The sequence below is a fragment of the Ochrobactrum sp. C6C9 genome (assembly GCF_022627935.1).
GTDB lineage: Bacteria > Pseudomonadota > Alphaproteobacteria > Rhizobiales > Rhizobiaceae > Brucella > Brucella teleogrylli.
Genome location: NZ_JABXGB010000034.1, coordinates 1 through 22,014 on the forward strand (window position 1 = coordinate 1; position 22,014 = coordinate 22,014).

The window sequence follows — 22,014 nt, forward strand, 5'->3', positions numbered from 1 at the left end:
GTCAATGAAGGCATGGGTGAAAACACGCTGCGCGCGCTGACCTCGGATCTGGCCTATCTTGAAGCCTGGTCGATGGCTGCAACCGGCAATCCCCTCCCCTTCCCGGCTCCCGAAGCCCTGCTCCTGAAATTCATTGCGCATCATTTGTGGCGGCCACAACAACGCGAGATCGAACCTGATCACGGCATGCCGGTCGGCGTGGAAGAGGAATTGCGCCAACAAGGCTTTCTGCGCGTGTCGGGACCGCATGCGCCAGCAACGGTGCGCCGTCGTCTCGCCAACTGGTCAACGCTGACCCGCTGGCGCGGTCTGGAGGGTGCGTTTTCATCGCTTTCCGTCAAATCGGCCATCCGGCTTGCGGTGCGCGCCTTGAGCCGGCCACGCAGCCGCAAGAGTGCCAATGCCATTACCGGCGATATTCTGGGCAAGCTGCTGGCAACCTGTTCCGGAGAGGATCTAACGGCTTTACGGGATCGGGCTATCCTGATGGTGGCCTTTGCCTCGGGCGGGCGCAGGCGCAGCGAAGTCGCTAGCTTGCGTGTAGAACAGCTTGTTAAACAGCCCGCTGTCACCGATGAGGACGGTTGCCCCCTCCCCTCACTTGGTATCCATCTCGGGCGCACCAAAACCAGTGGTGCCGATCACGATGAAATCGTCTATCTGACCGGCCGACCCGTCGAAGCCCTGGCCCGCTGGCTGGAAGCAGCCAGGATCGACAAGGGCAGCGTGTTTCGAAAAGTCGATCGCTGGGGCAATGTGTCCGCTCGCGCGCTTGAACCGAGCGCCGTCAACCGGATCGTCAAACAGCGGGCGCAAATGGCAGGGCTTGATGCCGCGGAATTCTCCGCCCACGGCCTCCGCTCCGGCTATCTCACCGAAGCGGCCAATCGTGGTATTCCGCTTCCTGAAGCCATGGAACAATCGCGGCATCGCTCCGTGCAGCAGGCGTCCGATTATTACAACAATGCCAAACGGCGTAGTGGACGCGCGTCGCGACTACTATAATGAGAAACAGAACATCGTTTATCGCCTCAATAGCCTGTCATCTACTTATTAGATGAAGCCCGTCTATGAATATATTGCATATGGCGCTTCGTCTGTTGGCAATAAAGCTGTTCCTGATATATAAAATTGCAGCACATTGGTTGAATGCGCATCGGGGGGGCAGTAATGAGGCAGCACTTCACTAAAGATATTTCCGCGCGCGGGGAGTCTTCACAGTGCTCACGAAAGTTGTTTTGGTTCGCCTCAACCGCTTATGCGCCAAGTGCCATACTGACCGCTCTTCTCCCGTTGCAAGTCGCACTGATGAGTTTAGTTGGAATCGTACCGTCCTGGGCCGAGGAATGCAGCGTAACCGATATTACGGGCTGTGGGGCGTCCGGCGGTCTTGGTGTGCCGGGGCGCAGCGGGGACGGAGGGATCGGCAATGGCCAAGGCGGCGGTTCCAGTCACATCGGCGGTGATGGTGTAACCACTCAGGATCCCGGTGGTTGGGGTGGAAACGGAACCGGAGGAGCGGGTGCGCAAGGTGACGGAGGTTTGCCAGCCGATGGAGGCGGGCCGGGTTTCATCTCCCCCGCAAACGGGTTGGTTATAAATGGCTCAGGAACTGGGTTTGACGGTGCAGGTGGCACCTCAGGTACGAATTTCGGCGGCGGCGGTGGTGGCGGAGGGGCGGGGATCCGTTACTCCGGACAAGACATTTCTATCACTTCGCTCGGCTCGATTTCTGGGGGAGCGGGCGGTCAAGGCGGTGGTGTCCTCAACGGGACAAGTGGAGTCGGTAACGGTGGCGGCGGTGGTGGCGGTGGCAGCGGGATCATTAGCGTCGGACCCCAGGCACGCATCGCTAATGACGGTTCAATTGTCGGAGGATTTGGCGGAAACGGCGCAGACGGTGGATTTGGCGGCGGTGGTGGCGCGGGGGGTGATGGATTGCTCTCCCTTGGCGGCATGGCAAACATCATCAATAGCGGCACGATCGCAGGTGGTGTGGGAGGCAGTGGCGGCGCAAGCGGCGGCTTTGGAGTGAAAAGCACAAATGGCGCGGGCGGCACTGGTATTAATCTCAGTGGTCAGCGCAATATCATATTCAATGTTGGTACGGTCATTGGCGGCGAGGGAAACGGAGGGGGAACCGCAATTATCACCCGTGGTCAAGACACAATATACAATGCGGGAACGATCGCAGGCGCCTTGAACAATGGCACACGATCAGCGGCGATAGAATTCGGTGGGGCAGAAAATCGCCTTAATCTATACTCGGGCTCGACGATCCTCGGCGAAATTGTTATTAACGCCGACGCAACGGCAACAATATCAGCTTTGGACCGCGGCCTTACGCTCGATAGCGATGTGCGTCTTGGCGAAGGCACTTCTGGCGTCAATTTTAACACTTCATTCAAAGATCTGGAGCTCTCCGGCGCGATTTCGGGGAATGGGGTCGTAAACGTCCGTGGAGGAAACGTACTAACGTTTTCCGGGGCAAGCAGTTACACTGGCGGGACGAATATCTCCGAAGGAACTCTGGTCGCCAATCACGCGAATGGTAATGGCGTAATCGACGCGTTGGGCACAGGTCTGATTTCGCTCAACGGGGGACGGCTGCACTCAGCTCTCGGGAGCTCCACACTCAACAGCTATCTCGTTGCAGCGGGTACAACGGGGACGATCACCACTGCAACCGGCACCTCGCTGTGGCTCAACGGCGGAGCGGGGCAAAGCTTCTCAATTGAGGGCGATCTGGTCATCGGAACCGATGATGCGAGAGGTGACGTGATCATGGACGTCATCGGTACGAATGCTGCTCCAGCTTCGACAATAACGGTCGCATATGGACGCCTTATTGACGGTAATGGCACTTTGGGAAGCCTGTCCGGCGCCGCCGGTGCAACACGCGTCGCTTCCGGCGCTAAAATCGATTTCTCCACACAGGGCGGAACAATTCGTAACTTACAGGATGCAACGCCGGGCCATGGCGGCACAGTATCCTGGGGTAACAATCAATTGCGCGTAAATGGCGGCAGTTTTTCCGGCCAATTCGTGAGTTCACCGGGTGGTGAACTCGTCAAGGGGAGTACCGACACACTCCTCCTCAAAGGCGATAATTCAGGCTTTACCGGCACAACGACGGTCGCAGATGGCAAACTAATCGTTGGAGATATCAACCATAGCAGCGCCACACTGCGAGGTACCATCGACGTTTTATCCGGCGCCACTCTTGGCGGTCATGGCTCGCTCGGAGAAACGACAGTTCGGTCCGGCGGCATAATGTCTCCCGGCAACTCCATTGGCACGCTTACTGTCGACGGCGATCTGACGCTGAAACCTGGTTCAGTTCTTGAGATCGAAATTGCCAGCAATGGCACTTCCGATCGCGTCGATGTGGCGGGAACTGCTACAGCTCCCGGCAGCACTGTCTCGGTTGCCACCATCGATCCGGAAACCAGTTACCAGAATGGCCAACTCTACCATATCCTGACCGCCGACGGCGGTATCAGTGGTGAATTTGCTGGCGTTGTGTCGAACTCAGCCTTTCTCGATATGAGCCTTGCCTATGGTGATACGACGGCAGATCTCATTATCTGTCTCAAAACAGGTTGCCCGAGGCCTGTTGATCCGGAGATTCCGGGCCCCGGCACACCCGAACCTGAAAAGCCCTCCCCTGCCCTCTTTACGACGGTCGCTCAGACCCGCAATCAGTATGCCACGGCTGGCGGCCTGGATAGTCTGGCGCAGACGGGTTCGTCGCTGGCTTTGTACAACACCTTGCTGATGCTGTCCGCCGATGAAGCACGTGCGGCCTTCGACAGCCTTTCCGGCGAGGCTTACGCTTCCGCAAAAGGCGTCTTGATCGATGACAGCCAGTTTATCCGCAATGCGGCACTCGGTCGTCTGCAACAGGCATTTGGCGGTGCTCCAGCAACGCCAATCAATGCGCTTTCCTATGCCGGAGCGCAAAGGCCTGTTTCGGCTTCAGCCTCTGCCATCGATGCCGCTGCCCCTGTCGGCATTGCTCCTTCTCAAAATCTCTATACCGCCTGGGGCTATGCCTATGGCGCTTGGACGAGGCAGGATAGCAATAGCAATGCAGGATCGGTAAAATCCTCTGTTGGCGGCTTTGTCACCGGTATCGACGGTACTGTCCTCGACACATGGCGTCTCGGCCTTCTGGCCGGCTACAGCCATTCCAGCTTCGATGTGGATGATCGCGCTTCATCGGGCAGCAGCGATAATTATACACTCGGCGCCTATGCGGGAACCGAATGGACGCTCAACAATGGCCATGCCTTGGCATTCCGATCCGGACTTGCCTATACATGGCATGATATCGACATGAACCGTTCTGTCGCCTTTCCCGGCTTTGCCGATAATCTGACCAGTGATTACGATGCGGGATCTTTCCAGCTCTTTGGCGAGCTTGGCTATAAGATCCACTATGGCAAAGCCCTGTTCGAGCCCTATGCGGGTCTTGCCTATGTTCGCCTGAAGACCGACGGATTTGATGAGAAGGGCCAGACTGCTGCCACCCTTTCGGTTCAGTCTGACACGACGGAAACCAGCTTCTCAACGCTTGGCCTCCGCGCATCAACAGAGTTTCTTCTGGGCAGCATCACGGCAACGGCGCGAACCGATCTTGGCTGGCGCCATGCCTATGGCGACATCACGCCGGTTTCCACCGCGAGCTTCATCGGCTCGAACGCATTCTCAGTCTCCGGTCTTCCGATCGCTGAAGATGCAGCTCTCATCGAAGCAGGACTTGATTTTAGACTGACCGAAGACGCCACACTCGGCATCTCCTATAACGGCCAGTTTGCTTCCGGCGCCAAACAGAACGGATTCAATGCGAAACTCAGTGTGAGCTTTTGAATTGGAGTCCGCCTATGGCTATCATCCAGTGATCAAGAATGGCCAATCCAGGCAAAAAATACCCGAACAGATGGATCAGCAGCCCTTCGGTGCCAAGGGCCTCATTAAGGCCACGAAGCCGCTCGGATGTTAGGCTACGCACTGCCCTCCTCCATTTTTTCAAGCGAAAGATGCCACGAGACTAATCGACTTGTGGCGTACGATCATTATCTAATAATGAAATCGCTTCCGTTCGCGCCCTTCCAACCCAGTCGAGGCGTGCCGCATTTTTCATTAAATGTCTGAGTGTGCTTTGTAACGACACAGTCTGCCGCTGAAATTTGGGATCTTTGTCCAGAGCTGGCGCAACCAGCTCCAACTATCATTACCGAAACAAGTATCACGATTTGGATAGACTTCATTACCATTTATATAACTCTTACTTTGTTTTTCCGAATTCGAACAATGAAGCGCCATCTCGGCGTTTGAACGCCTTGAATGAGCTCACATTATTTATTGTTGACGATTTATACAAAATATGTGAGCGTTTACTCACATTGTCTACTCGCATTAGGAAATCGAGAACATGGCCAAGCTCAACGCTACAAATCCCAGAAAAGCCGCCTCACAAGAGAGGTCGAAAATGACCGTCGAGGCGATACTGGATGCCACTGCTCGCGTTTTGGTGCGCGATGGATATGCGCGGGCCAGCACAAATCGCGTCGCTGCAGTAGCGGGAGTGAGCATTGGATCGCTCTACCAGTATTTTCCCAATAAGGAGTCGCTTGTGGCTGCGCTCGTCGCAAGGCACAATCGTGAAATTCTGGCTCTGCTGGAAAACGCCATGCAAGAATGCGCGTCAGACGACCTGAACAGCGCCATGCGGGAGCTCATTCGCGCGATGATTGCTGCGCACCGGGTTAATCCTGAGCTCCACCGCATCTTGAAAGAAGAAGTTCCCCGTATTGGAAAACTTGCCGAGGTGGAAGCCATCCGAAAGGACACGCTCCATCTGGTCCGGCATTATCTGGAGCAATGTAAGGAAGACGTTCAGCTCAATGACCTCGATACGGCTGCGTTTATATGCGTAACGACAGTGGAGACGTTGACCCATGCCATCGTTCTCAATGACTGCGGCCACTCCCTCTCGGACGAGGCCGATATTGTCGAGCACATCACCAGGATGATTGCGGGATATCTGGGCACTCCACCAATACCGATCCGTGCTATTTTGAAAGAAGCGGCCTGATCACAAAGGTTCAAGATGCGCTCCAACCGCCGCAACGACTATTTCTGGGGCCGGTGCCCTCATAAAATGGGGGCGTGGGCACGCTTTATCTTGATCGATCCAATTCCTGTTCCGGTGGCACAACTATCTCACAAGGAACAGTCGTGGCCAACCGCGCCACGGACGAGAGCATGACACGTTTGGTAATGACGCAATCACTCTCAATGGCGGAACCTTGCACGCGGCGGTTGACGGCGCGACCATAAACAGTACCGCGCAACCCTGCCGCCTGGCTGATGCATGTGGCGAAGTACCGCGCGCTAGACCGGCAGCGTCGCACCACGCTGATCGACGGCGAGCATCGCGAACCGGCAATCGACCTCACGGAACTGGTACAGGCCGATCCCAATATCGAAGCCAGGCTTGATGAAGTCATTGATGATGACCTGTTGCGGCTGATCTTTACGGCCTGCCATCCCCCGTTGCCCGCCGAGCAGCGCCAGGCTCTTGGGCGGTTTATCGATACCGGAAGTGGCGCACGCCTTATTCGTATCTGAAGCCACCGTCGTTCAACGGTAAGCGCTGTTTTCAGGCCACGGCTTTGAGATCGTGCGTTGCGGCATAGGCCCAAGGCAGCAGGTCGTCGATCTGGCTATTTGGATGATTGTTGACGATCTTGGTGAGGACGTCTGAGAGATAGGCCAGTGGCTCGACATTGTTGAGCTTTGCCGTCTCGATGAGCGAGGCGATAGTCGCCCAGTGTTCGGCCCCGGCGTCAGAACCGGCAAATAGCGCATTTTTGCGATTGAGGGCAATTGGCCTGATTGACCGTTCGACGACGTTGGAATCGATCTCGATCCGGCCATCGTCGATGAAGCGGGTCAAGCCGTCCCAGCGTGACAAGGCATAGCGGATTGCTTCGGCGAGTTTTGTCTTCTGGCTGATGTAGCCGAGTTGTTCACGCAGCCAGGGAGCGAGGCTGTCGGTAATCGGACGACTTTTTTCCTGACGGGCGACACGACGCTCCTCGTGGGGCCGGCCACGTATCTCTTCTTCGATCCTGTAAAGTTCGCCGATGCGTCGCAGCGCCTCGCTGGCGATGGGTGCCGGACCAGCGGCAGCAAGCTCATAGAAGCGGCGTCGAACGTGGGACCAGCAGAAGGCCAGCGACACGGTGTTCTTTGCCGCGAGCGGGCGATATCCACTGTAGCCGTCTACCTGCAGGATGCCGACGAAGCCCTCGAGATGGGCCATCGGTCGTTCGCCTTTGCGATCTGGCGCATAGACATAGGTGACACCGGGCGGGTCATCGCCCTGCCACGGCCGGTCATCTCGTGCATAAGCCCAAAGCTGGCCGGTCTTGGTTTTGCCACGTCCCGGATCGAGCACCGGGGCCGTCGTCTCGTCGGCGAAGAGCTTGGACGATGACTTCAGATGATCGAGCAGCCGCTGATGGACCGGGCGTAGATGCCAGGCGGCGCGACCGACCCAGTCGGCGAGCGTCGAACGGTCGAGGTCGATGCCCTGACGCTTGTAGATTTGCGCCTGGCGATACAGCGGCAGGTGGTCAGCATATTTAGATACCAGCACCTGGGCGACGGTTGCCTCTGTCGGGATGCCGCCCTCGATCAGCCTTGCCGGGGCCGGAGCCTGGACAACGACTTCTTCACAGGCCCGGCAGGCATACTTCGGGCGGCACAGCACGAGCACCCGGAATTGGGCGGGCACAAGATCGAGCTTCTCGCTGACATCCTCGCCGATCCGATGCAGGTCGTTGCGGCAGCAGGGGCAGGCATGGTTATCGATATCGACCACGATCTCGACGCGCGGCAGATGCGCTGGCAGTGAACCCCGGTTCGTACGCCGTTTAGCGACCTGCGCCTGGCGCAGAGCAGTCGAGCCTTGTTCCTTCTCTTCCAGCCCGGCAGCCTCGATCTGTTCGGCCTCTTCAAGCCCAAGCAGAAGCTGGTCCTCTGGAAGCGTCTCTGCCCGTCGACCAAAGCGGTGACGCTGTAATTCCTTGATGATCTGCCGCAGGCGGGCATTCTCCGCCTCACGCGAAAGCACCATTGCTTTCAGCGCGTTCAGGTCATCCGGAAGCTCGTCTGCCGTCATCGTCATGGATCGAGAACAGCATATTTTGCCGCTCGGAGCGAGACGCTGAATGGCTCTGATTCAATTGGTCGCGCCCGTTATCCGGCCTTTATCGGCGTGCGCGTTTCGCTCGGCGCATGCACGCGTTTCCAGTCCAATCCTTCGAACAGAGCCGAGAACTGGGCGGCCGTCAGATGCATCACACCGTCTTGCATTCGAGGCCAATGGAACTCGCCATCCTCGATCCGCTTGGCGACCAGGCACACGCCGCTGCCGTCCCAGAAGATCAGCTTGATCCGGTCCGTTCGTTTGGCCCGGAATACGTAGATCGTGCCCGAGAACGGGTCGGCACCCATCTGGGCCTTTACCAATGCCGCCAATCCTTCAGCACCTTTGCGGAAGTCGACAGGCTTGGTGGCGATCATCACTTTTACCGCACCGGACGGGCCAATCACGACTGAGCCTTCAACGCCTGGATGACGGCGGCAATGGTTGCAGCATCGGTGCCAGAGGCAATACGCAGCCAGGCTCCATCAATCCGCAATTCAATGGCCGCCTCCGGAGAAGTTCTTCTTGGCAAACGTGCTTGCCGCGCCCTCTTCGGTTCCGAATTCTCGGGCGACACGACGACTGCTGGTGCAAACATTGGTGCTTGCTCCGGCACCGACAACACATCAAGCGGCTTTCGGGCGAGCCGTCGCCATGTGAACAACTGCTGCGGCGTCAATCCATGCCGCCGCGCCACAGAGCACACCGTGACGCCGGGCTCGCAACTCTCCGCAATGATCTGCGCCTTCTGATCGTCGCTCCATTCGCGACGACGGCCATTGCCTGTGAACACCTCAAACCGGCGTATCGGCTCATCCTTGGATTTAAGCGTAAGTTCTGAAATCGACATATGTCCTAGCCCTCTTTCGAGGTTGAACATCAATGATCAAGCGATGATCCGGAAGGTGGGGTCAGGACAGCGCTTACGTTCAACGCATCGACAGCTGTCTTCGAAACCCCTCAGGGCCGTGAACGACGGCAGCGGCATTCCACCGTGCTGGAAGTGGTTTGTCTAATTTTCAACGAGGGTTATATGGCAAGCGAATGCGCACACTGGCTGGTGCGGATCTTTGCCATGAAGCGCTGCGCCTCGGGCGCCCGCTTGCGGCATTGATGCCAAACAAGCCCGATGTCCACGGTCTTGCCGTCCCTATGGAATGGTAGGCATCGCGCTTTGCCGCGCGCTCCGACAAGGCAGGAAACCCGATCCTCCTGCTGGTCAGGATCGCAGCCGCCGCACTGGTCGCAGATCCGGAGCGGCCCAGACGGCCTGAACCGCGCCATGGCCGTCACCCCGGCGCCTATCAACTTCAGGCGATGATCGCATCTTGCCAGCGCGCGCGCCTCCCGCCGAGACCGAATGGATCGCCTTTGCCGCTTGTTATCAGGCGCTGGCGCTCGTTGCGCGATCCCCATTGTTGAACTGACCGGCGATGCGCGCGAACGGGCCCTGCTTCTGGCCCACGCTATCGCAACCAGTTCATAACGCTTGGGACGTCCTGGTTGTTCTTGCGTCAGGCATTTCCGGAGCTGTTGTCTCGATCGAACAGCGACAAACTACAACAGACCTTCGATACATTAAACGAGCGGATTGGTTTTAGTTTTAGTAGTACACCGTAACGTTGAGGTTCGAACGCTTTCACGGTACCCACAGTTTCGATTTCAAAACATGCCCCCTCTTCCAAGCTGATTAGATTTTCCCGCCAACCCGAGACGCCCCTTTCCACATCACCTGCAGAGGATAATTCGCAGGCACCAGGCGGGAATGGCCATGTCGGTTACGATGATGTCCCGGTTGCGGTGTGCAGAACGGAGTTCGTTAGCGTATTCGTCAACTCAAAGCATGTTGAGATCTGTTTGCTTTCATCAACGACAAGAGCATTTGCGCGATGGAGAACTCCCCTACTCGTGCTTTGTGGGTTAGAGAACGCAAATAACCGCCGGCTGATCCGATTTCTCTTATGCGCTGTAGAATGCCGGCAATTGTCGCTGACAATCCTTCAACGCCCATGACCTGACAGGCTTCATGATAGGCTGATCGCGTGATGCCGAGGAAAGCTGAAACAGTTCTCGTTGCTTCAATTAAATCACGCCAAGACGTAATGCCGGTTGGTTTGTAATCCTTGATGTCAGGACATGCTCTGAGCACCGTATCGAGGGAGATCTGTTTCGTGGGGTCGGGTTTGCTGGTTTTAATCGTGGTCTCGGTGAATGATGAAGAAGACGCCTTCAAATCATTCATTTTTATATTTTGAGATTCAAAATGGGATTCAGGCAGGGATTCAATATGATGCCGCTCATTTTGGTTGTGATTGGTGCTCATTTCCTCAATATTGTTCATCTGAATCAACGCTTTATCAATTTCTGCCCGTAATGCGGTCAGCTTGTCTAGAATGTCTTGAAGTTCTGCCGTTGAAGCACGGCGGGGGATGGCGTCAACGATCACGCGAAAGCGCAAATGAACATTCTGCCAGAAGCTGGATGGAGAATCAGCCAGTGCTGCGTTGATCATTTGGGTGAGGTCTCGTCGCTGCAAGGTGATCTGTTCACGCTTACGTTTGAGGAGCGCTGCGTCGGCCTGTATTCGCTTGGCGGCTTGCGAGATTTCCTCTGCACGATAGAGAAGCGGCGCTAGTGAAAAGCCAAAAGCTTCTTCTACCTGTCCGGCCTCGTTTTTATACGCATAGCGCTTGCCATTGGGACTATCGCGTCGCGCAATCAGGCCGCTCTCGATGAGAGTAGCAATATGGCGACGAACAGTCGATTCCGGCATCCCATGCGCTCGCAAGGAGAGCTGACGATTGGAAGGAAAAACAACAAGTCCGTTTTTGACGGTGATTTCATTCTCGGGAAGAAACGACAGCAACGAGCTTATCACCGCCAGACAGCGATCGTTGATCCCGAACACTGACTTGGCAATGCAAAGCTCTTTATAGATCGCCCAACGGTTGACCGTCTTGCCATCTAATTTGGTTGGTGACGAAGGCTTCAATTGGCCAAACGCCATCCTTCGCCCACGAAATGTGGACGTTATTGACTCCAGAATTTGCATTTCCTCTTACCTTTTTTCAGGCAAAAGAAATTCAGCCGCCATAATGACGTTATGACTCTTGACACTGATTCATGGAAATGCGATTCTCGGAGTGCTTAAATCTGAGGAAGGCTTCCATGCGGCAACGTTTTGGGGGCCTTTTTCTTTTGCGTTTTAGTCTCCTGGGTTATGTATCGGTTAGATCGAGTGCTGAAGGCTTACGCTTCCCAGGCTATTTGGGTGCTTCGCTGGCCTTATATTCAGCATAGAGCTCTTCAAGTCGCGACTGGATAAAGTCGGCAAATTGCGGAGCCGCCTTGTCATTGAAGGTGAACTGTACATTTTTGCCAGCTCGTTTGATGGAGACAGGCTGAATACCGTCACCGAGAACAGGTGATAGAACAGCATTCTTTTGACGCTTATCCTTCGACGCTGACAATTTGAGCGCATCGAATACGAATTGAAATCGATCGTCTGAAGGCAACGTGGAAAAGCCAGCGCTACCTATGGCGTCCGTTGCGACAGCTTCGCCGACAGTTGTCAAAAGGCCAACGAACTCCTCCCAGCGCGTACGCCCGATGGATGGTGCACGGCCAATCTTGCGGATGATCTCTTCGGGAATCGACTTAATGATCGTTATCATCTTGGACAGGATGGCTTTATCAATGCCGGTGGACTGATAAAGCGTTTCTCGCGAATAGCCCTGCCCCTCCAAAATATAGGCAAAGAAAGCCTTTTCGATGAAGGAGAGGTTTGAACGCGTATTGTTTTCCTGGCCCTGATGAATAACCAGTTCTTCATCGGTGAGTTGTTTGACAACCGCTCTGACCTTGATGCCGAGCGCTTTAATCGCTGCGACGCGCCGATGGCCATAAGCGATCTGAAACCGATCCGCATTCTGTGGGTGAGGGCGCACCAGAATTGGCACCAGCTGCCCGCTGTCGCGGATCTGCTCAATGAGCTTTGTTTGGTCCTCATCGTCAAATCCCAGACGATCGGAGACGAACGAACTGTCAATCAGATCGGGATCAAGTTCGACGATGGTTTGACCAGTTGAAAGCTGACGTTCGATTTCATCGGCGCGGGCGGACCGTTCGTTGATCTTTTCAAGAGACTGCGAAATTGCGCCAAGCGCCGCTGGACGATTTGCACGGTCTCGATCCAAACCTGCAAGCGGCCTCGCCTGCTCGAAGGACGCATGTGTGGAGCGATCGTCAGTTTTCTGCGATGGCTCGGTCTGTTCAGAAAAGTCGAAAATATTCTTGCGGGCCATGGTTAGTTACGCCCCCAGGTCTGGCGAATTAGGTCTTCAATCTCAGCGTTGACAGATGTCAACGATTCCAGCGCGCGATCATAAGTACCGCGGGAGAATGCAGAACGATCAACTTCATAAAGGGTCTGTTTTGTCAGGCCCGCGTCGGAAATAGCGGTCGATTTCAGCATCGGGGTTTCAAGAACACGGTTGCCAAATATCGAGCGCATGAAGCCTGCCATCTGATTTTGTGGCGCGTCGTTAGGCTCATAGCGGGTGATCAGATAACGCATCCAGTCATATTGCGTATTCCCACCAGCGCGCTCAACAACAGCGAGGAGGTCGGACGTCATATGCAGAAACTGGTTCATCGACATAACATCAAGCATCTGTGGGTGGACGGTGATTAAAACCGATGTGGCCGCGCACAAGGCGGACAGGGTCAGGAAGCCCATCTGCGGCGGGCAATCAATCACAACGACATCGTAAAGATCTTCGACTACCGCAAGGCAACTGCCGATGCGTGAGAAGAACATGGCTTCATTCTTCTGCTCAGCCAGAACCTTGGGCGTTTCGTGCTCAAATTCCATGAGCTCGAGATTGCCCGGAATGACATGCAATCCCGGCGTATAGGTCGATCGGACAATATCCGTAATCTCACGTCGTTCCGCATCATAGCGAATGGCGCCATACAGCGTATCATTGACGCGCACGTCAAGCTCAGGCTGATGGCCGAACATCGCCGAAAGTGAGGCTTGCGGATCGAGATCAATGGCCAGAACCCGATATCCGCGCAAAGCCAGATACTGGGCGAGGTGGGCCGACGTAGTGGTTTTTGCAGAGCCACCCTTAAAGTTCATGACCGAAATGATCTGCAACTTCTCGCCGTTGCGACGATGACGGATATATTTGCCGTGCGTCTTGGGAGAGTTGTCATCCAGCAATTGCCGAATGGCGTGGATGTCCTGAATGGAATACATCCGCCGACCATTGCTCTGGGGCGCTGGTCCGTGGCCTTCCGATACGATCTGCCGGAGGTAGCCTTCCGCCACGCCTATAAAAGATGCAGCTTCCGCGGGCGTGAATGAGCGAATCGATTTCTGCGCTGTTGGCGGAAAAATGCGCATTTGATGCGCCTGAAGTCGCTTCGACAGCTCTTCAGCGTCGGCTTCAATCAAAGACTGAAGGCTGCTATGAGGTTGCGGAGATGCTGTCGGGTTTTGGTGCATGGCTCGTCCTTATCAGCGCATATTCAGTAAAACGTAACAAATATGCGCTGACAAAGATGCCCCGATTCTGTCTTCACCGCAATTTGTTTTTAGTTAATGAATAGTTAACATCAAGCAAAGCAATTATCGGGACTAAACGATTTTACTGACGAGCAATCTGGTGGTAATTTAATCTTCCGTCATGTGTTGTTTACGTTGACAGCTGTCAATGTTGCCGGAAATGCGCTGACAACTGGGTCTGACGCAGATTGGTGAAGAATAAATCTGTCTAGAGCCGAGCCGGCATTTCTGAAAAACTCACGAGATTGCCAGGATTTCAATTTCATTGTTGCCCAAAATGACGATATCGCCAAGTGATTTACCGCTGACGGATCGTGCCAGCGGCGAAACGAACGATATCGTGCCAGACTTCGGATTAGCTTCGTCCTCGCCGACTATCTGATAAGTTTGGCGCGCCCCGCCATCCCTGCTGATAGATATAACGCAGCCGAAACCAACATTCGATGGATATTGTGGTGTTGGTACGAGCCGCGCTGAATGAAGGTGGGCTGCATAGTATCGGAGATCACGCATTGGATGTGCGGTCTGCCAGCGGCGTTCTGAGATGTCTTCGATCGAATTTGCGACTTCATACGCATCTCGCGCCTTCTGAAGCTCCTCCTGCAGCAGTAGCAAGCCCTTCTCTGTCACAAGATTGGGGTGAGGCGAGATTTCACGATCTGGCAATATCGTTTCCGAAGCTGCTTCTGCGCTCTCTTCTTTGGCGAAGGCGACACTCATAGAAAAACTCCTGCCAGTTGTTGAAGGCGATGATAACCGATTCTTACTTAGCCCACAGCATGAAGACTTGGACCTACGATCAGGTTCGAATGCCCATGCCGGACGATTCCGGTGCGTTATTCATGTCGTGATAGGGCTCTCACATATGGATGGAATGCGGTGAAAGTGCTGTTATGGGTGGCAAAGAGTTGTTTGCGCTGACGCGTTGACAGCTGTCAATTTCAGTTTCGATTGAATATGGCGGGCGTGGGCAATAACGAAACGAGCGCAGTCGTACGCACGAGTAAAACGCTTGCAGTTTCAAACAATTTTTTAGTTATACTAACGTGTCTCCAAGCATGAATAATTTGTCTCGCCGTCATCTCAAGGCCGACCGTCAGGTTGCCGACTTTACTGTTGGGCCGTTTGCTGCGGTCATATAATTGAATTGACGGGGCGCATCGACTGATATTGCTGATCGTAGGAGTATTGCTGGACTGGGCGAGAATATCGAATAACTACACGGGTTGAGGTTGCCCTCAGTCTCACAGGTTGTACACGGCATTCCAACCCAGCGCGCAAAACGAGACGCGCATGAATGAGTGTTTATAAAGGTACTGGGGGCGATGGATTGCGATGAAATCAAGCTATTGAAATTATGGTGAAAAATTTCGCAAACAAAAGCTAAGTGGATCTTAAATTTAGCTCGAGCGATTGTCTGTTTTTAATTTTTTTGGAGGAGTGTTCCAGTTCGAACTTTGCCGCGTGAGCCAGGGCGTAACGCAGCATTCGATACGCAACTCTATAACTGATTGACACCAAAAAATCTACAGCTGTGTTTGCGCAAAGACCCAAAGAATCTCTTTTCGACCGGCTAAAAGGCATCAGACGTGCTGGGCCCCTCATGTGCGAACGGCTCCGGCGAAAGCCTTATAGCGATCATTTCCGGACTGTTTCAGTGCGGAATGTCGGGGTGCTCGGGTGGAAGATGATCCCCGATAATGTGGGAAACCGCATTCGATAGGTGTCGTAGTGCGATACCAACAATGGCGTAATGTTCAGCCCATAATCGTCGATTAGCCTAGGCGACCTTGTATATTGGTGATGTTCCTCTGACGGCGCGCATAACCTACCCCTTTAACAAACAGAACGGAGTTTCCGATCCCAGCATTTCCGTTTCAGGAATGCTGGTCTCGAGTGCTCAAGCCCGGGTGATTGGCTTTGCTTTCGCCGGCTGGTTTGTGGGGGATGTGCGTTGATTGCGTATTTGGTCGGATTAATTGGAGAGCGAGTTGAACAGGCGCCTGTGGTTCGGACAGGACTGGCCTCTTGGAAGAATAGCCCGGCGTCGGTCATAAATCTCGACATAACCAAGGCGGTCTTGTTAGTCGCAGCCGGTCTCGCCCTCACAGCGCCGGCAGACGCCCAGACTGCTTGCACGTCGTCGCCATGCACGGGCGCTACGGTTGTTGACGCGAACTCAGCCGACTATTTCCCCAACATATCCGGTTCCACCTGGCTGTTTCGGGATACAAGCCTGCTCAACGCGACAGCAACCAGTGCTATTAGCGGTGGTACGCAAGCATTCTATAATTCGAGCGCGCTGAACGCCACCGCGATGAACTCCATTATTGGCGGATCGCAATATTTCAACGACCTCAGCAGTCTCAATGCGTCACAATCATTCGCCATTGCCGGCGGCGGGCAGAGCTTCTACGACACCAGCACGCTAAATGCATCGGCGACAAATGCGATTAGTGGCGGCTTTCAGTATTTCAACGCCAGCAGCAGGCTGGACGTAACAACGGCAGGCGGCCTCAGTGGCGGGCAGCAGGTTTTTTATGACACCAGCGCGTTGAACGCCGCGACAGCGAACGCCATCGTTGGCGGTTCGCAGTTTTTCAATGGCAGCAGTCATCTAAATGCGACCGCATCAAGCGCAGTCAACGGTGGAACGCAGAGTTTTTACATTAATAGCGTCATGGCGTTGACAGCTGCCAACGCGCTGAGCGGTGGTGAGCAATATTTCAATGACAACAGCGTGTTGGATGCTGGCGTGGGCGAAGCGGTCGGTGGCGGCTCGCAACATTTCTACAATCTCAGTGTCTTGAATGCGTCGGCGGCCAATGCTGTCAACGGTGGCGCTCGGGAGTTTCACGATAGCAGCGTTTTCAACGTTTCCGCCACCAGCGGTCTGAGCGGTGGCGCTCAGACCCTCTATGGCAATAGCACGCTTAATGTTCTGGCCACCAATGCTGTGACGTCAGGTGTTGGCGTCAATTTCGACAATCTGCCGGGTGGCGTTGGGGGAACCATCAAACTCAATGGGTTTAGTACAACCGTCGGCGCTATCAACAGTATTGGCGCAGGCGCTGGTCTCGTTGAAAATGGCGCGGCGACAAGCAGTGTCTTGACCATTGACGGTTCGTCTGTCGGCCCGTCACAATTTTCCGGCGTGATTCAAGATGGCGGCAGCGGTCGGCTGGCTCTGCAACTCAACAGCGGCGTGCTGACGCTTGGTGGTATCAACAGTTTTTCAGGCGGCACGACGATAGCGGGGGGCGTGTTGCAGGTGTTGCGCGATGATAATCTCGGCGATCCGACCGGTGGCCTGATTTTCAACGGCGGCGCATTGGCGACGACGGCGAGTGTCCAGACGAGCCGGTCGATCACGCTTACGCAGGCCGGAATTTTCGATGTGCTGGATAATACCGACCTCACCGTGAACGGTGTCATATCGGGACAGGATGATCTCGTGAAGGTGGGGGCAGGGACGCTTCAACTCACAAATAGCGGTAATAGCTATCGCAACACGGTCATTGAGGCGGGTCGTCTCGTCGGCAATTCGGAAACGATTGCGGGCAATATCGCAAATGCGGGTGTCGTCGTTTTCGCGCAGGCAGCTGATGGCAATTTTGCCGGAAATATAGCGGGCGCAAGCGGGGTTGCCGGAACGATGATCAAGGAAGGATCTGGCAGCCTTATCTTGAGTGGCGCGTCAGATCTCAACTGGATCGTACAGGAGGGCGACCTGACTTCCAGCGCGGAACGTTTCTCCGGCGATGTCTCTATTGCTGCCGCGGCCGCATTTACATTCGATCAGGTGACCAGCGCGCAGTTTACCGGTCTGTTGACGGGTGAGGGGACTTTCATCAAGGCTGGACCTGGAACGCTCGCCTATAACGGCGAAAGCCCCGGATTTGCGGGCATGACCAAAGTGTCCGCAGGCGGCTTGATTGTCGGATCGGATGATAGTCACAGCAATGCGGTTTTGGGTGGCTCCTTCATTATAGGAGACGGTGCTTTGGTTGGTGGGCATGGCTCCATCGGTTCGGGCAGTGGGTCGCTGGTCGACATTTTGACTGGCGCAACTTTGTCGTCTGGCAATTCGATTGGTACGTTGACAATCAACGGAGACCTGACGCTTCAAAGTGGATCGACTTTCGCCGTTGATATTGCAGGCGCTGGCATGAGCGATCTGACGCATGTGACCGGCGCAACCACGATTTTGGGCGGAAATGTCAGCGTGACCGCCCTTGATCCTGCCACCAGGTATCAAAGCGGACAGACCTATACGATCCTCACCTCGGATGGCGGAATAAACGGCGCTTTTGAGGATACAGTATCGAAGTCGGCCTTTATCAATGCAAACGAGACCTATGATCTCAACAACGTTAATCTGACAATTGCTGTCAAAAATGTCGGTCAGACGGATGGGGGAGGTGTCGACCCGACCTCGGGCACACCGCCACCGGCGCTCTTCGCAACTGTTTCGGAAACGAGGAACCAGATCGCGACGGCAAAGGCGCTGGATACGCTGCAGCAGTCGGGGCCATCTCTCGAACTTTACAACAGATTGTTGATGCTCAGCGCAGACGAGGCGCGATCTGCTTTTAACCTTCTGTCCGGCGAAGCCTATGCTTCAACGAAAGCAGCACTCATCGAAGGAAGCGCCGTTATTCGCGACGCCATGAACAGTCGTTTGCGATCAACCGAGAGCTTCGTGCTGTCGCCCTCCGCAACTCTACTTTCCTATGGTCCCGAGAGTGGCTCGACTGCCGCCAGGCCGGACGCGTTTGCGGCGATAACATCCACGGCTCGCGAGCAAAATTATAACGCCTGGATTCAGGGCTATGGTAACTGGGCTTCAATCGACGGCAACGGAAACACTGCGGGGCTTGACTACAATACCGGCGGCTTCGTTGCGGGAGTAGACGGTACAGTATTCGATAATTGGCGTCTTGGATTGCTGGCGGGCTATAGCCGGACAACATTCGATGTGGATGGGCGCGCATCCTCGGGGCAAAGCGATAATTATACATTGGGCGCCTATGCCGGTTCGTCCTGGAAACTGAACAATGGCAATGCAATCGCCTTCCGCACCGGGCTTGCCTATACGTGGCACGAAATCGAGCTCGACCGATCTGACATTTTTCCGGGCTTTTCCGATAGTCTGAACAGCGATTATCACGCCAGCACGTTTCAGGCTTTTGGCGAACTTGCCTATCAATGGGGCAGGGAAGACACGCCTTTGGAAGCGTTTGCCAATCTTGCTTATGTGCATCACCGCACGGATGGCTTCAATGAAGCGGGAAGAACGGCGGCGCGGCTCTCTGTCGATAGCGATACGATGGACACAGCTTTCACGACCATCGGCTTGCGGGCGTCACGACATTTCATGCTGGGCAATGTATCGGCCAATGCGCACGGGTCTATTGGCTGGCGTCACGCCTATGGCGATATCGACACAGGTTCGACGAACAGTTTCATCGGGTCATCCGCCTTCACGGTTTACGGAGCGCCCATCGCGAAGGACGCCGCGCTCATCGAGGCTGGCCTGAACTTCAATCTTTCCCGCAGCGCCAAGCTTGGGGTCAATTATACCGGCCAGATTGGTTCTCACGCCTATCAACAGGGTGTAAACGCCGTGCTTAGGGTGAGGTTTTGACCGGGGCGGAAATCGCGGCGGCAATTGCTTTGCGCAGCTCATCGACATCGATGGGCTTATGCAGCATGAGTGCCCCGCTGGCATTGACCTCCCTCAATCGCGCGGGAGAGGTATCTCCGGTGACGATAATCGCCGGCAAAGGTCGGCCGACCACCGAGCGCAGTGTTTGAATGGCGTCGAGCCCGGTAACGCCACCGCCCAGCCGATAGTCGGCAATGATCAAATCGACCGGCGCGTCCCCACTCTCCAGGGCTGCCGCATAGGATGCCTGGGCCTCGGTGACTGAGCGCCCCGGATAAATCCGGTGTCCATCAAGGTGAAGCAGTTGCTCCATGGCGTCGATAACATCTTTCTCGTCATCAATGACGATGACGCCGAGCGCGGTTTCCACTTCGAGCGGCAGATGCCCTGGCGGGTTTGCTTGGTCTTCGTCGCGGGTTTGGGGAACCGTGAGCGAGAACATTGAGCCTCGGCCCGGAATGGACACGAGTTTCAACGGATGTCCCAGCAGCATGGCTGTGCGCCGGACTATGGCGAGCCCTAGTCCCAGACCTTGCGACCGGTCGCGCGCCGGATTTTGCAGTTGGACAAACTCCTCGAAAATCTTCGCCTGTTGATCGGTTGGAATACCGGGGCCGGTATCGAAGACTGAATTTCGATCGCATCGCCGCGTCTGCGACAGCCAAGGAGGATGCGACCTTGCTTGGTGTATCGAAAAGCATTCGATAGAAAGTTGTTCAGGATGCGTTTGAGCATCATCGGATCGCTGTCGACATAAAGATCGCTCTCGACAACATGCCACTGAAGTCCGCGTTGCTCAGCTTCCAGCGCAAATTCGTCATGCAGGTCGTGAAATAGTACCGACAGAGAAACCGGTTCGTTCACCACCGTTACAATGCCCGCGTCGAGCCGCGAAATATCGAGCAGCTCGTTTAAAAGTCCGCTCAGATCGTGGACGACGGATTTTGCCTTTCCGGCGAGATCGCGTGCATCGCTGGATGCAACATTGCCGCGCTGCCCCAAGACTCCGAGCGTAGATATCAGCAGGCTCAATGCGTGGATCGGTTGGCGAAGATCGTGGCTTGCCGCCGCCAGAAAACGTGTCTTGGCCCTGTCGGCGCGCTGCGCCCGGTCCGTCTCCTCCTGCAAATGCTCGACCAGATTTTCGTTTTCCAGTCGCAGGCGAATGGTCTCGTGCAGCATGCGATAGGTGATCCGGCAATAATAGAAATTGATGGCGACAAGCGAAGCGAGCAGAAACAGGAAGGCGCCAGAAATTTCGCTTTCGCTGGTGATGCAACGCACCGCTATCGGTATGACCGTCGCGATGATTGACCCGACCAGCGCTGGTGGAAAGGCCGAGAGCGAAGGCACCGTGCCACAGACAAGTCCGGTCAGGACGATGACGGTGAAGGACAGAACGATTGGCGCTTCCGGCAGAAATCCCGCCCATCCCAGCCCGCCCCACAACAGGCCAGATATCCAGGAAAAGCTCGCGGCAAGCCACGCCCAGCGCTGAATGGACTGCGCGTCTCTTTGGCGGCTAAAGAATTGGCGTGATGCGAAAACACGGATTGCGGTCAGCAAATAAAGCGCGCCAAGCCATCCGGCGATCCAACTCGTCGGCACAGCATTTTTCAGAACATAGATCGCACCGAGAGAAATAACGACGTTCGAGATAATGACGCCATAGGAATTTCGGTACAAAAGCTCCGTGAGAGCCTGACGTATCCTGTCTTCCTGCATCCGTCCTCCCAATATGTTGCATTGTCGTCTGTTGCGCAGTGATATACTTAAATTATTGATCGATCAGTAACTTGCCGCCAATAAGTTGTGATTTGAACGATTTGCGCCAATGGGCGCCAATGCAAGGTGAATGACAGCCGGATGACCCGTCCTCTTACCGCCATTCTTGCCGACGACCACGCTATCGTGCGTCAGGGGCTGAAGCTTCTGGTTTCCGTGATGGACGGCATCTCCGTCATCGCGGAAGCCAATGATGGAACGTCCGTTATGGAGCATGTGCGCAGTGCAGGGGCCGATCTGCTCATTCTAGACCTCGGCATGCCAGGGGTCGCCGGAATTCAATTCATCTCGGAAATAAAAGCTGTTGCGCCTAGACTGAAAATATTGATCTTGACCGCGAATGTTGAGCCCAGAACAATTCGCGCCGCGATGGAAGCCGGGGCCAGCGCCTATCTTACAAAGGACGGCGATCCGGAAGAAATCGGCGCCGCCATCGACGCTGTCAGAAATGGCAAGACCTATCTGGCCCAGTCCATCCGTTTTGCGGTCACGGGGGCGACGGGCAGCAGCTCTGAGCCCGCGCCGGATATTCTGTCGCCGATCCCGCTGACGCGCCGCGAACGTCAAATTCTGGCGCTGGTCGCGCAGGGTCTGACTGCGCGGGATGTGGCAACGCGACTGGGGATCAGTCCGCTGACCGCACGCAAGCATCGCGAAAACCTGATGCGGAAGCTTAATCTCCATAGTTCTGCCGAGCTGACGGCCTATGCCGTTCGCCTCGGATTGCCGACCACGTAACGGGCACATCGCCGGAGATTTGCTGGGGTC

At 55.3% G+C, this 22,014-nt stretch carries 16 protein-coding genes; 7 read left to right on the forward strand and 9 right to left on the reverse strand.

All coding sequences use genetic code 11. The features are described from left to right. The 5 genes from HWD97_RS20890 to HWD97_RS20910 form a co-directional block, all read left to right on the forward strand. The coding region (locus tag HWD97_RS20890; RefSeq protein WP_371835505.1) for a site-specific integrase at positions 1 to 1,005 on the forward strand (1,005 nt) is incomplete at its 5' end. A gap of 303 nt (positions 1,006 to 1,308) precedes the next feature. Further along, entirely contained in the window at positions 1,309 to 4,872 is a 3,564-nt protein-coding gene (locus HWD97_RS20895; protein WP_146200162.1) for an autotransporter domain-containing protein, read from the forward strand. A 565-nt stretch (positions 4,873 to 5,437) separates the two neighbouring features. Next, positions 5,438 to 6,100: a TetR/AcrR family transcriptional regulator gene (locus HWD97_RS20900; RefSeq protein ID WP_167836177.1), complete on the forward strand. Its 663-nt coding sequence runs from the start codon at positions 5,438 to 5,440 to the stop codon at positions 6,098 to 6,100. Positions 6,101 to 6,174: 74 nt separating this feature from the next. Continuing rightward, positions 6,175 to 6,345: a hypothetical protein gene (locus tag HWD97_RS20905; RefSeq protein ID WP_109366383.1), complete on the forward strand. Its 171-nt coding sequence runs from the start codon at positions 6,175 to 6,177 to the stop codon at positions 6,343 to 6,345. 36 nt (positions 6,346 to 6,381) lie between these two features. Beyond that, positions 6,382 to 6,636: a hypothetical protein gene (locus HWD97_RS20910; protein ID WP_371835506.1), complete on the forward strand. Its 255-nt coding sequence runs from the start codon at positions 6,382 to 6,384 to the stop codon at positions 6,634 to 6,636. A 31-nt stretch (positions 6,637 to 6,667) separates the two neighbouring features. On the opposite strand, the gene HWD97_RS20915 is transcribed toward HWD97_RS20910, so the two are convergent. The 7 genes from HWD97_RS20915 to greA all read right to left on the reverse strand — a co-directional run bounded on the left by HWD97_RS20915 (position 6,668) and on the right by greA (position 14,513). Continuing rightward, positions 6,668 to 8,200 carry an IS66 family transposase gene (locus HWD97_RS20915; protein WP_371835507.1) on the reverse strand — a complete coding sequence of 511 codons (1,533 nt, stop codon included), beginning with the start codon at positions 8,198 to 8,200 and terminating at the stop codon, positions 6,668 to 6,670. Between the two features lie 71 nt (positions 8,201 to 8,271). After that, positions 8,272 to 8,628 (reverse strand): IS66 family insertion sequence element accessory protein TnpB, encoded by a 357-nt coding sequence (tnpB, locus tag HWD97_RS20920; RefSeq protein WP_109366349.1) that lies wholly within the window; start codon positions 8,626 to 8,628, stop codon positions 8,272 to 8,274. Further along, positions 8,625 to 9,101, reverse strand: coding sequence for a transposase (locus HWD97_RS20925; RefSeq protein WP_109366348.1), 477 nt, complete (start codon positions 9,099 to 9,101; stop codon positions 8,625 to 8,627). Before HWD97_RS20925 ends, tnpB begins: the two co-directional genes overlap by 4 nt. Before the next feature lie 951 nt (positions 9,102 to 10,052). Continuing rightward, entirely contained in the window at positions 10,053 to 11,273 is a 1,221-nt protein-coding gene (gene repC, locus HWD97_RS20930; RefSeq protein WP_109365578.1) for a plasmid replication protein RepC, read from the reverse strand. A gap of 211 nt (positions 11,274 to 11,484) precedes the next feature. Next, positions 11,485 to 12,525: a plasmid partitioning protein RepB gene (repB, locus tag HWD97_RS20935; RefSeq protein WP_109365579.1), complete on the reverse strand. Its 1,041-nt coding sequence runs from the start codon at positions 12,523 to 12,525 to the stop codon at positions 11,485 to 11,487. A 2-nt stretch (positions 12,526 to 12,527) separates the two neighbouring features. After that, the gene (repA, locus tag HWD97_RS20940; protein WP_109365580.1) at positions 12,528 to 13,733 is read right to left on the reverse strand and encodes a plasmid partitioning protein RepA; all 1,206 of its coding nucleotides are present in this window, start codon (positions 13,731 to 13,733) and stop codon (positions 12,528 to 12,530) included. 297 nt (positions 13,734 to 14,030) lie between these two features. Beyond that, on the reverse strand, positions 14,031 to 14,513 hold the full coding sequence (gene greA, locus HWD97_RS20945; RefSeq protein WP_371835508.1) for a transcription elongation factor GreA: 483 nt from the start codon (positions 14,511 to 14,513) through the stop codon (positions 14,031 to 14,033). 1,360 nt (positions 14,514 to 15,873) lie between these two features. Here greA and HWD97_RS20950 point away from each other — a divergent pair. Beyond that, on the forward strand, positions 15,874 to 19,440 hold the full coding sequence (locus tag HWD97_RS20950; protein ID WP_371835509.1) for an autotransporter domain-containing protein: 3,567 nt from the start codon (positions 15,874 to 15,876) through the stop codon (positions 19,438 to 19,440). On the opposite strand, the gene HWD97_RS20955 is transcribed toward HWD97_RS20950, so the two are convergent. Both HWD97_RS20955 and HWD97_RS20960 read right to left on the reverse strand, forming a co-directional pair. Continuing rightward, a complete protein-coding gene (locus HWD97_RS20955; protein WP_371835513.1) occupies positions 19,424 to 20,068 on the reverse strand; it encodes a response regulator in 645 nt (214 codons plus the stop codon). The genes HWD97_RS20950 and HWD97_RS20955 overlap by 17 nt on opposite strands. Further along, on the reverse strand, positions 19,981 to 21,186 hold the full coding sequence (locus HWD97_RS20960) for a sensor histidine kinase (protein ID WP_371835510.1): 1,206 nt from the start codon (positions 21,184 to 21,186) through the stop codon (positions 19,981 to 19,983). Before HWD97_RS20960 ends, HWD97_RS20955 begins: the two co-directional genes overlap by 88 nt. A gap of 141 nt (positions 21,187 to 21,327) precedes the next feature. Between HWD97_RS20960 and HWD97_RS20965 the strand changes: the two genes are divergently transcribed. Then, a complete protein-coding gene (locus tag HWD97_RS20965; protein ID WP_121539596.1) occupies positions 21,328 to 21,984 on the forward strand; it encodes a response regulator transcription factor in 657 nt (218 codons plus the stop codon). Positions 21,985 to 22,014 lie beyond the last annotated feature (30 nt).

Excerpts from the sequence above, each read along its gene's own strand:
- HWD97_RS20965 (WP_121539596.1), top strand. The coding sequence starts at position 21,328 with ATGACCCGTCCTCTTACCGCCATTCTTGCCGACGACCACGCTATCGTG.
- repB (WP_109365579.1), bottom strand. The coding sequence starts at position 12,525 with ATGGCCCGCAAGAATATTTTCGACTTTTCTGAACAGACCGAGCCATCG.
- repC (WP_109365578.1), bottom strand. The coding sequence starts at position 11,273 with ATGCAAATTCTGGAGTCAATAACGTCCACATTTCGTGGGCGAAGGATG.
- HWD97_RS20900 (WP_167836177.1), top strand. The coding sequence starts at position 5,438 with ATGGCCAAGCTCAACGCTACAAATCCCAGAAAAGCCGCCTCACAAGAG.
- HWD97_RS20915 (WP_371835507.1), bottom strand. The coding sequence starts at position 8,200 with ATGACGATGACGGCAGACGAGCTTCCGGATGACCTGAACGCGCTGAAA.
- greA (WP_371835508.1), bottom strand. The coding sequence starts at position 14,513 with ATGAGTGTCGCCTTCGCCAAAGAAGAGAGCGCAGAAGCAGCTTCGGAA.
- repA (WP_109365580.1), bottom strand. The coding sequence starts at position 13,733 with ATGCACCAAAACCCGACAGCATCTCCGCAACCTCATAGCAGCCTTCAG.
- HWD97_RS20895 (WP_146200162.1), top strand. The coding sequence starts at position 1,309 with ATGAGTTTAGTTGGAATCGTACCGTCCTGGGCCGAGGAATGCAGCGTA.
- HWD97_RS20925 (WP_109366348.1), bottom strand. The coding sequence starts at position 9,101 with ATGTTCAACCTCGAAAGAGGGCTAGGACATATGTCGATTTCAGAACTT.
- HWD97_RS20960 (WP_371835510.1), bottom strand. The coding sequence starts at position 21,186 with ATGCAGGAAGACAGGATACGTCAGGCTCTCACGGAGCTTTTGTACCGA.